14 protein-coding genes are annotated in these 13,300 nt (G+C 72.3%); 9 read left to right on the top strand and 5 right to left on the bottom strand.

The annotated features are described in order from the left end of the window. Positions 1-68: 68 nt before the first annotated feature. From mshA to K2F47_RS29310, 3 genes are read left to right on the top strand one after another with little or no spacing between them, the layout of a single operon-like run. Complete coding sequence (gene mshA / locus K2F47_RS29320; protein ID WP_242908947.1) at positions 69-1,391, top strand: D-inositol-3-phosphate glycosyltransferase; 1,323 nt, start codon at positions 69-71, stop codon at positions 1,389-1,391. 41 nt (positions 1,392-1,432) lie between these two features. Next, on the top strand, positions 1,433-1,924 hold the full coding sequence (locus tag K2F47_RS29315) for a type III secretion system chaperone family protein (RefSeq protein ID WP_242908945.1): 492 nt from the start codon (positions 1,433-1,435) through the stop codon (positions 1,922-1,924). Positions 1,925-1,952: 28 nt separating this feature from the next. Next, complete coding sequence (locus K2F47_RS29310) at positions 1,953-2,711, top strand: phosphoglyceromutase (RefSeq protein WP_242908943.1); 759 nt, start codon at positions 1,953-1,955, stop codon at positions 2,709-2,711. Positions 2,712-2,714: 3 nt separating this feature from the next. On the opposite strand, the gene K2F47_RS29305 is transcribed toward K2F47_RS29310, so the two are convergent. After that, the gene (locus K2F47_RS29305) at positions 2,715-3,587 is read right to left on the bottom strand and encodes an alpha/beta fold hydrolase (protein WP_242908941.1); all 873 of its coding nucleotides are present in this window, start codon (positions 3,585-3,587) and stop codon (positions 2,715-2,717) included. 79 nt (positions 3,588-3,666) lie between these two features. Between K2F47_RS29305 and K2F47_RS29300 the strand changes: the two genes are divergently transcribed. Beyond that, positions 3,667-5,583 (top strand): AfsR/SARP family transcriptional regulator, encoded by a 1,917-nt coding sequence (locus K2F47_RS29300; protein ID WP_242908939.1) that lies wholly within the window; start codon positions 3,667-3,669, stop codon positions 5,581-5,583. 293 nt (positions 5,584-5,876) lie between these two features. Then, positions 5,877-6,098, top strand: a complete 222-nt coding sequence (locus K2F47_RS29295; RefSeq protein WP_242908936.1) for a hypothetical protein — start codon at positions 5,877-5,879, stop codon at positions 6,096-6,098. Positions 6,099-6,183: 85 nt separating this feature from the next. Here the strand turns inward: K2F47_RS29295 and phoU are convergent, their stop codons facing one another. After that, on the bottom strand, positions 6,184-6,843 hold the full coding sequence (gene phoU / locus K2F47_RS29290; RefSeq protein ID WP_242908935.1) for a phosphate signaling complex protein PhoU: 660 nt from the start codon (positions 6,841-6,843) through the stop codon (positions 6,184-6,186). A gap of 254 nt (positions 6,844-7,097) precedes the next feature. On the opposite strand from phoU, the gene K2F47_RS29285 reads away from it, so the two are divergent. Together K2F47_RS29285 and K2F47_RS29280 are read left to right on the top strand one after the other, a co-directional pair. Beyond that, positions 7,098-8,339 (top strand): sensor histidine kinase, encoded by a 1,242-nt coding sequence (locus tag K2F47_RS29285; protein ID WP_242908933.1) that lies wholly within the window; start codon positions 7,098-7,100, stop codon positions 8,337-8,339. 94 nt (positions 8,340-8,433) lie between these two features. Next, positions 8,434-9,105: a winged helix-turn-helix domain-containing protein gene (locus K2F47_RS29280; protein ID WP_504913435.1), complete on the top strand. Its 672-nt coding sequence runs from the start codon at positions 8,434-8,436 to the stop codon at positions 9,103-9,105. A gap of 60 nt (positions 9,106-9,165) precedes the next feature. Here the strand turns inward: K2F47_RS29280 and K2F47_RS29275 are convergent, their stop codons facing one another. Beyond that, a complete protein-coding gene (locus tag K2F47_RS29275; protein WP_242908932.1) occupies positions 9,166-10,203 on the bottom strand; it encodes a hypothetical protein in 1,038 nt (345 codons plus the stop codon). 124 nt (positions 10,204-10,327) lie between these two features. Further along, positions 10,328-11,182, bottom strand: a complete 855-nt coding sequence (locus K2F47_RS29270; protein ID WP_242908930.1) for a hypothetical protein — start codon at positions 11,180-11,182, stop codon at positions 10,328-10,330. A 388-nt stretch (positions 11,183-11,570) separates the two neighbouring features. Between K2F47_RS29270 and K2F47_RS29265 the strand changes: the two genes are divergently transcribed. Both K2F47_RS29265 and ispF read left to right on the top strand, forming a co-directional pair. After that, a complete protein-coding gene (locus tag K2F47_RS29265) occupies positions 11,571-12,053 on the top strand; it encodes a CarD family transcriptional regulator (RefSeq protein ID WP_067459337.1) in 483 nt (160 codons plus the stop codon). Between the two features lie 22 nt (positions 12,054-12,075). After that, positions 12,076-12,546 carry a 2-C-methyl-D-erythritol 2,4-cyclodiphosphate synthase gene (gene ispF / locus K2F47_RS29260; RefSeq protein WP_242908928.1) on the top strand — a complete coding sequence of 157 codons (471 nt, stop codon included), beginning with the start codon at positions 12,076-12,078 and terminating at the stop codon, positions 12,544-12,546. A 215-nt stretch (positions 12,547-12,761) separates the two neighbouring features. Here ispF and K2F47_RS29255 read toward each other — a convergent pair whose 3' ends face one another. After that, the gene (locus K2F47_RS29255; RefSeq protein ID WP_242908926.1) at positions 12,762-13,280 is read right to left on the bottom strand and encodes a CGNR zinc finger domain-containing protein; all 519 of its coding nucleotides are present in this window, start codon (positions 13,278-13,280) and stop codon (positions 12,762-12,764) included. Positions 13,281-13,300: the final 20 nt, after the last annotated feature.

Genomic DNA, 13,300 nt, shown 5'->3' with positions numbered 1-13,300 from the left:
CCCGCAGCCGGGGGCGGCCGGGAACAGCCGCCCCGGTGGATAGGTTGCACTGTCGGAGGTGGTGTCCGGTGTCGCGTCGTATCAACCGAGTTGCGACGGTCAGTGCTCATACTTCCCCCCTTGACCAGCCGGGTACGGGTGACGCGGGCGGCATGAACGTCTACATCGTCGAGGTCGCGCGACGCCTGGCCGCCCGGGGGATCGAGGTGGACATCTTCACCCGCGCCACCTCACGGGCCCTGCCGCCGGTCGCCGAACTGGCGCCGGGCGTGCTCGTCCGGCACGTCGTGTCCGGCCCGTTCGAGGAGCTGGACAAGGGCGAACTGCCCCGCCACCTGTGCGGCTTCACCTCCGGCGTGCTGCGCGCCGAGGCGTCCCACGACCCCGGCCACTACGACCTCCTCCACACCCACTACTGGCTCTCCGGCCAGGCCGGCTGGGCGGCGAAGCGGCGCTGGGGCGTCCCGCTCGTCCACTCGATGCACACGATGGCCAAGGTCAAGAACGCCGCGCTCGCCGACGGCGACAAGCCCGAACCCGAGGAACGCGTGCTCGGCGAGGAGCAGGTCGTGGCCTCCGCCGACCAGCTCGTCGCCAACACCGGCGAGGAGGCCCGCGACCTGATCGGCCTCTACGACGCCGACCCCGCCCGCGTCGCCACCGTCAGCCCGGGTGTGGACCTGTCCCGGTTTCGCCCGGAGTCGCCCCTGCTGGCCAGTACCGGCCTCCTCCCGCACCGCACCGGCCCCGCGCGCCGCCGCCTCGGCCTGCCGCGCGACGCCTACGTCCTGCTGTTCGTCGGACGGATCCAGCCGCTGAAGGCCCCCGACGTCCTGCTGCGCGCCGCCGCCCGCATGCTCGCGGACGACCCGTCCCTGCGCTCCCGCCTCGTCGTCGCCGTCGTCGGCGGCCCGAGCGGCAGCGGGCGCTCCAGCCCCGAGGGCCTCCAGGCGCTCGCCGCCGCGCTCGGCATCGCGGACGTCGTCCGGTTCGAGCCGCCGAGCCCGCAGCCCGTCCTCGCCGAGTGGTACCGCGCCGCCGACGTCACGGTCGTCCCGTCCCACAACGAGTCGTTCGGCCTCGTCGCCGTCGAGTCGCAGGCGTGCGGCACCCCCGTCGTCGCGGCGAGCGTCGGCGGCCTGCGCACCGCCGTGGCGGACGGCGAGTCCGGCGTGCTGATCGACGGCCACGACCCCGCCGACTACGCCGCCGCCCTGCGCCGCATCCACACCCAGCCCGGCCTGCACGCCCGCCTCGCGCGCGCCGCCGTCCGCCACGCGCAGAACTTCGGCTGGGACGTCACCGTGGACCGCCTGATCGAGGTGTATACCGGAGCCATGTCCCTCCAGCCTGTAAGCGCCCCGCGCCTGACAGCGGAAGTCACAGCATGAGCGAAGCGAACCGGGGGGGTCGACCCCCGCAGGGGAACAGCATGACGACGGTGGAGACGATCCGGGCGGCCCTGGACGGTGCCGAGCTCGAATACGACGAGCCGCGCGAGAAGGCGTTCTTCGTCAAGCTCCCCGGCCAGCACAAGCTCGCCACGATGACCTGGCTGATCGTCGGCGACCACAGCCTGCACGTCGAGGCGTTCTTCTGCCGCCGCCCCGACGAGAACCACGCCGACTTCTACCGGTTCCTCCTGGAGAAGAACGGCCGCATGTACGGGGTGGCGTTCGCCCTGGACGACGTCGGCGACGTCCACCTGGTCGGCAGGGTCCCCCTCGCCTCCGTCACCGAGGACGAGATCGACCGCCTCCTCGGCTGCGTCCTCACCTACTCCGACGACAACTTCGACAAGGCCCTCGAACGCGGGTTCAAAACGTCCATCCAGCGCGAGTGGGACTGGCGGGTCAGCCGGGGCGAGAGCCTCGCCAACCTGCAAGCGTTCGCCTCGTTCGCCGACCCCGCGAACCGCGACTAGCGACCCCCTCCCGCTAGGCTCTGGTGTCATGGCGACGTTGGTACTGCTGAGGCATGGCGAGAGCGTCTGGAACGCTGAGGGGCTGTTCACCGGCTGGGTGGACGTCGATCTCTCCGCGAAGGGCGAGGGCGAGGCGACCAAGGGCGGCGACCTGCTGCTCGACGCCGACATCACCCCGGACGTGGTGCACACCTCGCTCCTGAAACGCGCCATCCGCACCGCCAACATCGCACTGGACGTCGCGGACCTGCTCTGGATCCCCGTCCGCCGCTCCTGGCGCCTGAACGAGCGCCACTACGGCGCCCTCCAGGGCAAGAACAAGGCCCAGACCCGCGAGGAGTTCGGCGAGCAGCAGTTCATGACCTGGCGCCGCTCCTACGACACCCCGCCGCCCCCCATCAAGGACGACGACCCCCTCTCCCAGGTCAACGACCTGCGCTACGCCGAACTCCCGTCCGAACTGATCCCGCGCACCGAGTGCCTGGCCGACGTCGTCGACCGCCTCCTGCCCTACTGGTACGACGCGATCGTCCCCGACCTCGCCGCCGGCCGCACCGTCCTCGTGGCCGCGCACGGCAACTCCCTGCGCGCCCTGGTCAAGCACCTGGACGACGTGACCGACGAGCAGATCGTCGGCCTCAACATCCCGACGGGTATCCCCCTCGTCTACGAACTCGACGACGATTTCGCCCCCCTGAAGCGCGGCGGCGAATACCTCGACCCGGCCGCCGCCAAGGCCGCCATCGAGGCCGTCAAGAACCAAGGCGCCACCCCCAAAAAGAAGTAGCCCTCAGCGGGTGAGGAGGGATTGGAGGGTTTTGGTGATTTCGGTGGGGGCCTCTTCGGGCATGTAGTGGCCGCAGGTGACGGTTTGGTGGTGCAGGTCGGGGGCCCAGGCGCGCCATAGGGCGGCGGCGTCGAAGCCGAGGGCGGCGCCCCAGTCCTGTTGGACGACGGTGACCGGCATTCGCAGTTTGGTGCCCGCGGCCAGGTCGGTCTGGTCGTGGGCGATGTCGATTCCGGCGGACGCGCGGTAGTCGGCCACGATCGACGGGACCGCCGCGCGGGACGCGTCCAGGTAGGCGCGGCGGACGTCGGGCGGGATCGCCGACGGGTCGTTCGTCCACAGGTCGAGGAAGTAGCCGAAGAACGCGTCCGGGGTCGCCCCGATCATCGTCTCGGGGAGGCCGGGCGGCTGGGCCATCAAGTAGAGGTGGAAGCCGACGGCGGCGGACGCGCCGCGCATCGCGTCCCACATGTCGAGGGTCGGCAGGACGTCGAGGCAGGCCAGGTGCGTGATCGTGTCCGGGTGGTCGAGCCCGGCGCGGAAGGCGACGAGGGCGCCCCGGTCGTGCCCGGCCAAGGCGAAGCGGTCGTGGCCGAGGGCGCGGGCCAGCGCGACGATGTCGGCGGCCATCGTGCGCTTGGAGTAGACGTCCGGGCCCGTTTCCGCGGGCTTGTCGCTGGCGCCGTAGCCGCGCAGGTCCGGGCAGATGACCGTGTGGTCGGCCGCGAGGTCGGCGGCCACGTGCCGCCACATCAGGTGGGTCTGCGGGAAGCCGTGCAGGAGGACGATCGGGCTGCCCGACCCGCCGACGGCCGCGTTGAGCGAGACCCCGTCGGCGACCTGGACCCGGTGGTAGTCGAAACCGGTGATGACCATGGTGGTTCGGTCCTTTCCGTTGGTGTCACCAGCCTTCTGGACGCGGATGAGCGTCCGATGAGCGCTATACGGTGGAGGCGTGTTCGGGGTGCTGGGGCCGGTCGTGGCCTGGGACGACGCCGGCAACGCGATCGATCTGCGGGGGCCGCGGCACCGCGCGGTCCTGGCCCGCCTGATCATCGCCAGGGGACGGGTCGTGCCGGTCGGGACGCTGGTCGACGACCTGTGGACGGCCCCGCCGCCCGGCGCGGTGAGCGCGGTGCGGACGTTCGTCGCCGCGTTGCGCCGCGCGCTCGAACCCGAGCGGCCGCCGCGGGCCCGACCGCGCGTCCTGGTCACCGAGGGGCCCGGGTACGCCTTGTATGCCGATGATGTTGACGCTTGGCGTTTCGAGGCCGCTGTGGGTGATCCGTCCGTGGGGCGTTTGGAGGAGGCGCTCGGGTGGTGGCGTGGGCCTGCTTACGCCGATTTCGTGGATGAGCCCTGGGCGCGGGCCGAACGTTCTCGGCTTGATGAGCTTCGTCTGCATGCGGTCGAGCGGCTGGCGGAGGCGCGGCTGGAGGGGGGATTGGCCGCCGAGGCGATTCCGGATCTGGAGGCGCATGTCGCCGTGCATCCGCTGCGCGAGGACGCGTGGCGGTTGCTGGCGCTGGCCCTCTACCGGACGGGCCGCCAGGGGGACGCGCTGGGTGTGCTGCGGCGGGCACGCGATCTTCTCGTGGAGCGGTTGGGGGTCGAGCCGGGGCCGTCGCTGCGGAAGCTGGAGACCGACATCCTGCGGCACGCCGAGCACCTCACCGAGCCGGACGCGGCGGCCCGCGTGTGGGCCCGGGCGGCCACCGCCTATGACCGGACGGTCGCATCCGGCTCCCGGGACCGGCTGGAATCGACCGTCGGCCTGCTGCGGACGCTCGCGCTCGCGGGCGGCGGCGGTCTGGAGGCGGCCCGCGAGCAGCGCATGGCGGCCATCACCGCGTCCGAGGAGCTAGGCGACCCGGAGCTGACCGCGCGCGTGATCGGCTCCTACGACGTCCCCGCGATCTGGACGCGTTCGGACGACCCGCGCCAGGCCGCCCAGGTCGTGGCCGCCGCCGAGCGCGCGCTGACCGCGCTCCCGTCCGGCCGCGACGCCACCCGGGCGCGGCTCCTCGCCACCGTCGCCCTCGAATCGCGCGGGACGCGCTCGACGCGCGGGCCCGAGGCGGCCCGCGAGGCGGAGGCGATCGCCCGGAGGCTGGACGACCCGGCGCTGCTCGCCTTCGCTCTCAACGCCCTGTTCATGCAGACCTTCGAGCGGACGGGCCTCGCCCCGCGACGCGACGAGATCGGCGCCGAGCTGGTCGCGCTGGCCGAGCGGCACGGGCTGACCGCGTTCGAGATCCTCGGACATCTCATCCGGCTTCAGGCGTGTTCCGGCATGGCGGACTTTCCAGCCGCCGACCGGCACGCGGCCGCGGCCGAGCGGCTGTCCGAGCGGCACGAGCGGCCGCTGGTGCGCGTGTTCACCGGGTGGTACCGGGCGCTGCGCGACGCCGCCGCCGGACGCCCCGCCGAGCCCGCCTACCGGGAGGCCGCCGCACTCCTGGAGGGCTGCGGCATGCCGGGCCTGGAGCGCGGGCTCGTCCCGCTGGCCCTGCTCTCGCTGCGCGTACTGGACGGTCGGCCCGCCCCTACCGAGGCCCTGGACTGGGGGCCCTACGAGCCCTGGGCGCGCCCGCTGGTGCTGCTGGCGCAAGATCGTCGAGGGGACGCGGCGGCCGCGCTCCGCCGCGTCCCGGACCCGCCTCGCGACCTCATGCAGGAGGCCCTCTGGTGCCTGGCCGCCCGCGCCGCCATCGCCGTGGACGACCGCCCGCTGATGCGCCGCGCCCGCGAGGCGCTGGCCCCCGCCGCGGGTGAGCTCGCCGGTGCCGCCAGCGGCCTCGTCACCCTCGGCCCGGTCACGGACCACCTGGGCGCGTTGACCGACGCCCTCCGGGGCGCGGAACGACCGTAATCGGCCGATCACCAGGGGTTTCACCGACTTCGGGACGGGTCCCGAGCGTGCACGGTCAGTCTTACGTCATGTACCGACGCGCGATCATCATCTCGATCCTCCTGCTGACCTCCGCCGGGTGCGGTGGCGGCGGGGACGAAGGGCGTGCCGAACCGTCCACATCGGCGCCGATTACCTCCCCGAGCAGCACGCCGCCGGCCACGCCGAGTGCGACGCCGAGTTCCAGCCCGCCCTTACACGCCGCCGACGGCAGGCGTTTCCGGGTTTGCGCCAAACGCCCGTGCGAGGTCCTGGTGAAGTCCCACGACGAGGTTCCCGGACCGCCCGGAACGGGGGTCGGGACGCTACAGGTCACGGAGGTCGGGGACGACGGGGTCACCTACTTCTCCGATTCGGAGGGCGCGAGCTTGACCTTCAGCGGCCAGACGGCGGGGATGACCTCGCAGATGAACGACCTGAAGATCACCACGGTCGCGGTCGAGGGCCGCTGGGCGGTCGTGCGCCTGCACCGCTGACGACGGGGCGGGCGCACAGCAAGAACCCGCCGCAACTCCCCGAGTAAGCCGCGGCGGGTTGATCGTGCGGGGGTGGGTCGGCCGGTCAGGCCTCGGTGATCTCCTCCGGGCGCTGGCCCGTCACGAGGTAGACGACGTTCTCCGCGACGTGGACGGCGTGGTCGGCGAAGCGCTCGAAGTAGCGCCCGGCCAGGGTGATGTCGACGGCGGGCTCGACGCCGTGCTTCCACTTGGGGGACAGCAGCTGGTCGAACAGGCGGCGGTGCAGCCGGTCCATCTGGTCGTCGTCGGCGTCGAGCTCCAGGCCCATCTCGACGTCCTGGGACGCGATCACGCTGCCGGTCTTGGCGATCATCCGCTCGGCGATCTGGCCCATCTCCAGGACCGTCGCCTGGAGCTCGGGCGGGACGGCGGACTCGGGGTGGCGGCGGCGCGCGGTCCGCGCGATGTGGACCGCGAGATCGCCCATCCGCTCCAGGTCGCCGCTCATCCGCAGGGCGGTGATCAGCGTGCGCAGGTCGCCGGCGACCGGCTGCTGGCGCGCCATGAGGTCGAAGACGGTCTCCTCGATCTCGGCGTCGATCTTGTTGACGAGCTCGTCCCCGCTGATGACCTCCTCGGACAGCCGGACGTCCGCGTCCAGCAGCGCGGTCACCGCGCGCGCCATCGCGGACCGGACGAGGCGGGTCATCTCCACCAGTTTGTCGGAGAGGGAGTCGAGCTCCTCGTGGTAGGCGTCGCGCAATTGAGCATCCCTTGTGCGGAGTTCGAAGCGGCGTTCGAAGCGAGGTGGTCAAGCGAGGTTCAACGGAGTTGCATTTGGGGCGAATGGGACGAAAGGGGGTGCCTCGCCTGGCCGGCGGGCGGACTCGTCCACGCCATACCCTCCCTGACCAGCGTGAACCAAACCACATATGAAGGTGAACTTTCGGCGAACGAGGCCTGTTGGCCTGGGCCGATGTGGCGGCACACGGGGCAACGCCGCTTACGATCCGTGGTGTGGAGGTCGAGATTGTCGCGAGCCTGACAGGGCTTGCCGGGCTCGCGATCGGGCTCGCTACTGGATTGGCGGTGCGCGTGAGCGAGCGAGCCCAGCGTGCGGTGCCCCCGGCGGCGCCCGTCGGAGCGCTGCCCCCCGGGGTGGCGTCGGTGCTCAGTGTCCTGAGGTCCTCGGCCGTCGTGGTGGACGGCGAGGACCGGGTGCTGCGCGCCAGCTCGGCCGCGCGCGCGTTCGGGATGGTCAGCGGCGACCGGCTCGTCCTGGACGAGCTGCTCGCGATGGCCCGGCTCGTCCGCCGGGACGGGGAGATCCGCGAGACGGAGATCCAGGTCGGGCCCGGACGCGGCCGCGGCAGGGCCGACGGACGCTGGTTCGCGGTCCGCGTCGCGCCGCTCGGGTCGCACGGGCTCGTGCTCGTCCTCGCCGAGGACCTCACCGAGCTCCGCCGCACCGAGGCGATCCGCCGCGACTTCGTCGCGAACGTCAGCCACGAGCTGAAGACCCCGGTCGGCGCGCTGTCGCTGCTGGCCGAGACCGTCGAGGGCGCCGCCGACGACCCCGAGGCCGTGCGCCGGTTCGCCGGGCGCATGCAGCACGAGTCGGTGCGCCTCACCAACCTCGTCCAGGACCTCATGACGCTCTCGCGCATCCAGGGCGACGAGCCGCTGCCCGAGCTGCACCCCGTCGGCCTCGACGAGATCACCGTCGAGGCGATGGACCGCTGCCAGATCAAGGCCGCCGCCAAGGACATCGAACTGACCACCGGCGGCCAGGACGGCCTCAAGGTGCGCGGCGACGAGGAGCTGCTGATCACCGCGCTCCGCAACCTGATCGACAACGCCGTCGCCTACAGCCCCGAGCACACGAGGGTGGTCGTCTCGACCCGCAGATGCGACGATCGGCATGTCGAGATCAACGTCACCGACCAGGGCATCGGCATTCCGGGCGGCGAGGTGGAGCGGATCTTCGAGCGCTTCTACCGGGTCGATCCCGCGCGGTCGCGGCAGACCGGCGGCACCGGCCTCGGTCTCGCCATCGTCAAGCACGTCACGACCAAGCACGGCGGCGAGGTGACGGTGTGGAGCAAGGAGGGGTCCGGATCGACGTTCACCATCCGGCTTCCGCTGCTGCACTCGTCCGCCCCCGGCCTGGCCCCCGCGGCCGGCACGTCCGAGCCGGCCCCCCGGATCCGCCCCGAGGGCGGCGCGTCGATCGCCCGCCCAGCACCGCACAACCCCTGAGGAACGGCGCGATGAACACTGTTCAGAGGGGGCCGCGCCGCCCCGCCGAAGGGTCCTCACTGGAAAACGCCCGGGAGGCAACACCGTGACCCGCGTGCTCGTCGTGGAAGACGAGGAGTCGTTCAGCGACGCACTGTCGTACAACCTGCGCAAGGAGGGCTTCGAGGTCGCCGTCGCGGCCACCGGCCCCGACGCGCTGGACATCTTCGAGCGCAACGGTGCCGACCTCGTGCTGCTCGACCTGATGCTCCCCGGGCTGCCCGGGACCGAGGTGTGCCGGGAGCTGCGCGCCAAGTCCAGCGTCCCCGTGATCATGCTGACCGCCAAGGACAGCGAGGTCGACAAGGTCGTCGGGCTGGAGCTCGGCGCCGACGACTACGTCACCAAGCCGTTCTCGACCCGCGAGCTGGTCGCCCGCATGCGGGCCGTCCTGCGCCGCCAGGGCGAGGTTGAGGAGTTGACCCCGGCGACGCTCGAGGCTGGACCGGTCCGCATGGACGTGGAGCGGCACGTGGTCAGCGTCGGCGGCGACCCCGTCCAGCTCCCGCTCAAGGAGTTCGAGCTGCTGGAGGTGCTGCTGCGCAACGCGGGCCGCGTCCTGACCCGCATGCAGCTCATCGACCGCGTCTGGGGCGCCGACTACGTGGGCGACACCAAGACGCTGGACGTCCACATCAAGCGGCTGCGCGCCAAGATCGAGTCGACGCCGTCCACGCCGCGCTACATCGTCACGGTCCGCGGCCTGGGCTACAAGTTCGAGCCCTGATCGGGATAGAAAACGGCCCGTACGGTGAGAACCGTACGGGCCGTTTCGCGTGCCGTGGGGTCAGTGGCCGCCCTCGGGGCCGGCCGTGCTTCCGCCCTCCCCGCCCGGGGACGTGGTGGCGCCCGGCGTGGCGCCCTCGCCCGTGCCCGGGGTCGCGCCCGTGCCGGGGCTCTCGCCGCCGGGCGTGGCGGGCGCGCCGGACGTGGCGCCCTCGGACGGGTGCGCCGGGACAGCCGCCCCGGGCGCCGGGGTGCCCTCCGACACCGCCGTGTACTGGGCGTACTCGCCCTGCTGCGGGATCACCGGCACCGCGACGTCGATGACACCGGCCTGCTCGAACCGCAGGCGCAGCGTGACGCGCTCGCCGCCGATCAGCGGCCGGCTCGGGTTGATCAGCACGACCAGCGGCGCCTTGCCGCCCGGCGGGACCTGAACGGTCGGCTCGGCGGTGGGTGCGATGGTGTTCTCGGGCCCGGTGGGCGTCCCACTCGCCGAGGCGGCCGCGCCCGGGCTGCTGGAGGCGCCGGTGCCGGTGGGCGTGCCGGGGCCCGGCGAGCCGCCCGGCTCCGCCGTCGCGCCCGGTTCCGTGCTCGCGCCGGGCTCGGCGGACGCGCCGCCCGTCGGCGTGCTGCCCGGCTTCGGCTTCTTCTTGCCCGGCTTCTTCGTCCCCTCCGGGGTGGGCGACGCCGCGGGCGCCTGCCCGACCAGCTGGACGGCGCTGCCCTGCCCGGACGGCTGGGCGGGCGGCAGCACGACCGAGCCGCCGGTGATCCGCTGCTGGCCGAAGGCGGATGAGGACACCGACAGCAGCCGGTCCTGGCGCCCCTTCACCTGGTTGATGATCGTGGCGTACAGCGGCAGCGCGCTGCCCTGGCCGAACGTCATGTCGGGCTTCGGGCCCAGCAGGAACATGTTGCGGATGTCGATCTGCGCGGCCTCGGGCTCGTTCTTCGGCACCGTGGCGTTGACACCCTCGGTGAGCTGCGTCGGGGCCGCGGTCTGGGGCTCGCTGCCGGCGCCGCAGCCGGAGAGCACCGGTGCGATGGCGACGGCGCCCGCGACGGCGAGCACGGCCACTCGACGGCTGTTTCGGATCACGGCGTCGTTCTCCTCGCGAAATGGCGTTGGAATGTGGTGGGAAGGGCGTGAGACACGCCAGGGGAAGCGTAGCGGCGTGGACACGCGCACCCCGCCTCGGGGTCCGTACACGGTGGCGAAAATGTCAGCCGGACTGCAACGCCTTGACCTTCTCGGTGAGCTCCCGCCCGGGCCTCGGCGCGGTCACCACGTCGTTGACGACGCCGTCCAGTTGGACGAAGACGGCGGTCATCCGCGCGTCGGACGGCGGCGGGGCGGGCGTCGCCTTGCCGGACGGGCTCCCGGATGCGCTCCCGGACGGGCCGGGGGAGGTGCTCGCGGACGGGCTGGGAGAAGGCGACGCGGCAGGCAGATAGACGCCGGCCAGCAGCCCCCGGTGGTCTTCGAGGAGGGTCGCTGTGCCGTTGTGGGCCGTCCCCGCGCAGGACCTCAGCTCCTTGATCGGCACCCCGCGCGTGCTGCCCACGGGGCGCGGGTCGGCGACGAGCCAGAAGCTGACGTTGTACTCGTGCGCCCGTCCGGCCAGCTCCGCCACCAGCGAGTCGCACCGGTAACCGGGCGGGACGATGCCGATGACGCCGGGTCGCAGGTCCCGGATCGGCTGCGGGACGCGGGTGCGGTCGACCTTGTCGATCGTCCCGGCGGGCAGCAGGCCGCCGATGCGTCCGACGCCCGCCGTGGGACGCGGCGCGAGCTGCGCGGCCGGCGGACGCGGCGCCGGGCGGGGCCCGAACGCGGTCATCAGCGCGCCGCTCAGCAGGGCCACCAGCAGCGCGCCCGCGATGATCGGGATGGCCACGCCGAACCGCGTCAGCGGCCGGACGAGACGTCCGAACCGCTCCCTGCGCCGCCTCCTGCGCTCCTCCCGGCGGTAGGCGACGATGTCGCGTTCCAGCTCACGGGCGTCATCGGGCACCACGACGTCCACGCGGGGGAGCCCGTAGTCATCGGGCTGCTCCGGGTCGCCGTCTGGCCTCACGCGCTACCTCACCGTCCTTCGATGCCCGCCGCGCCCCTTTCGGACCCCTCCGGGCGCTTCGTACCCGCGCGGCCCGGCATGTTCACCTCCAGTATGGGACGCTTCCACGCGATCGGCAGGGGTTCCGCGGGCGGATCGACGGGCGGATCGGCGGCTGGACCGCTCCCTGAAGTCTTGCCCCGGGAGGGTCTTGCCGGTAAGGGCGGTTCGCCGGGATCATGGTGGTGTTCTGGTCACCCTGCGTACGCGGAACAGGGGCGAGATGCACCAATAAAGGGCTTTGTCAATACCCCAATATGGGGGTTGACCTGCGCATATGCGCGCAAGGCCGGTTCAGCCACGCTCGTTTCCGTGCTACCCTGGTCTTAGCGGAAGGGGTACTTGTCACATGACTTTCCAGGTCGGCGACACCGTCGTCTACCCCCACCATGGGGCTGCTCGGATCGAGGCCATCGAGACTCGCACCATCAAAGGTGAGGAAAAGACCTATCTGGTCTTGAAGGTCGACAAGGGCGACCTGACAGTGCAGGTCCCGGTCGAGAACGTCGAGGACGTTGGCGTCCGTGACGTCGTCGGCCAGGAGGGTCTGGAGAAGGTGTTCGAGGTGCTGCGCGCACCCTATACCGAGGAGCCCACCAACTGGTCGCGCCGGTACAAGGCGAACCTTGAGAAGCTCGCCTCCGGCGACGTCAACAAGGTCGCCGAGGTCGTCCGCGACCTGTGGCGCCGCGACAAGGAACGCGGCCTGTCGGCGGGCGAGAAGCGCATGCTCGCCAAGGCCCGGCAGATCCTCGTGAGCGAGCTCGCGCTCGCCGAGAAGACCAACGAGGACAAGGCCGAGGCCCTGCTCGACGAGGTCCTGGCCAGCTGAGTTGAGCGCACGGCTTCCACGGGTGGGCGTCGGTACCGACGTCCACCCGTTCTCGTCGGAGCCGCGCCCGCTGTGGGTCGCCGGGCTCGAATGGCCGGGCGAGGGCCACGGCCTGGCCGGGCACTCCGACGGCGACGTCGCCGCGCACGCGGCGTGCGACGCCCTCCTGTCGGCCTGCGCCCTGGGTGACCTGGGCGCCGTCTTCGGCACCGCCGACCCGCGCTGGTCCGGGGCGTCCGGCGTCGCGCTGCTGCGCGAGGTCGCCCGCCTCGCCGACGAGGCCGGATTCACGATCGGCAACGTCTCCATCCAGGTCGTCGGCAACCGTCCCAAGATCGGCAGACGCCGCGCCGAGGCCGAGAAGACCCTCACCGAGGCCCTCGCGGGCGCCCCGGTCACCCTCTCGGCCACCACCACCGACGGCCTGGGCCTCACCGGCCGAGGCGAAGGCCTCGCCGCCATAGCCACGGCTCTGGTCGTCCCCGCCTCCTGACCACGCCCGCACCGGCACCGGTTGAAACGGGAGTCGGGCGCCAGGCACCCTGAGCGTGTTCGAAGCGATCTCAGCGCTCGCGCGGGCGCGTTAACTGAGCGGTGGGGCGATGCCGGAGGCGAGCCCCGCCGGGAAGATCGCGAAGCGATTCCGCGCCCGCCAAGGCACGGTCAAGGCACGCGCCGCCAGGCGAGTGCCTTGGGCCGGGACTTGACTCACACAGTGCGGGAGCGGTGGCGGCGGACGGCGTCGCGGTTGGAGCAGCGCTGCGAGCAGTAGCGGCGGCGGCCGGTGCGGGTGGTGTCGGCGAAGATCGTGGTGCATTCGGTGACCGCGCAGCGGCGGAGCCGGTGCATGCCGCGTCCGACCAGGTGCAGGGCCGTGCCGACGGAGATGAGCGACGACAGCAGCGAGCCGAGCGTCTGGTGCTCGTCGCGGTAGTGCAGGTGCCAGCCGGCGCCGCCGTGGTCGGTCAGCCGGGGGTAGGAGGCCGAGGCCGCCAGGATCCGGTTGAGCAGGTCGGCGCGTTCGTGCTCGTCGGTCGCGTCGACGACCTTCTCCCAGGCGTCCAGGGCGGTGTGGACGCGGTCGAGGTCGTCCGCTGTGGCGGGGCCGTCCAGCAGGAGACCGGCGGCGCGGCAGCGGTCCGCGAGTTCGCCGGGGCTCGCCGGACGCCGGTTGGCCAGATCCGCGGCCAGGTTGACGGCGTCCTCTCCGTAAGGGTTGAGGTGCATAAGCCCATTACATCATGCTA

It is taken from the genome of Actinomadura terrae, from assembly GCF_022751215.1.
Classification (GTDB): domain Bacteria; phylum Actinomycetota; class Actinomycetes; order Streptosporangiales; family Streptosporangiaceae; genus Spirillospora; species Spirillospora terrae.
The sequence above is the reverse complement of the archived record's forward strand: the minus strand, read 5'-3'. Positions and strand labels throughout refer to the sequence as shown.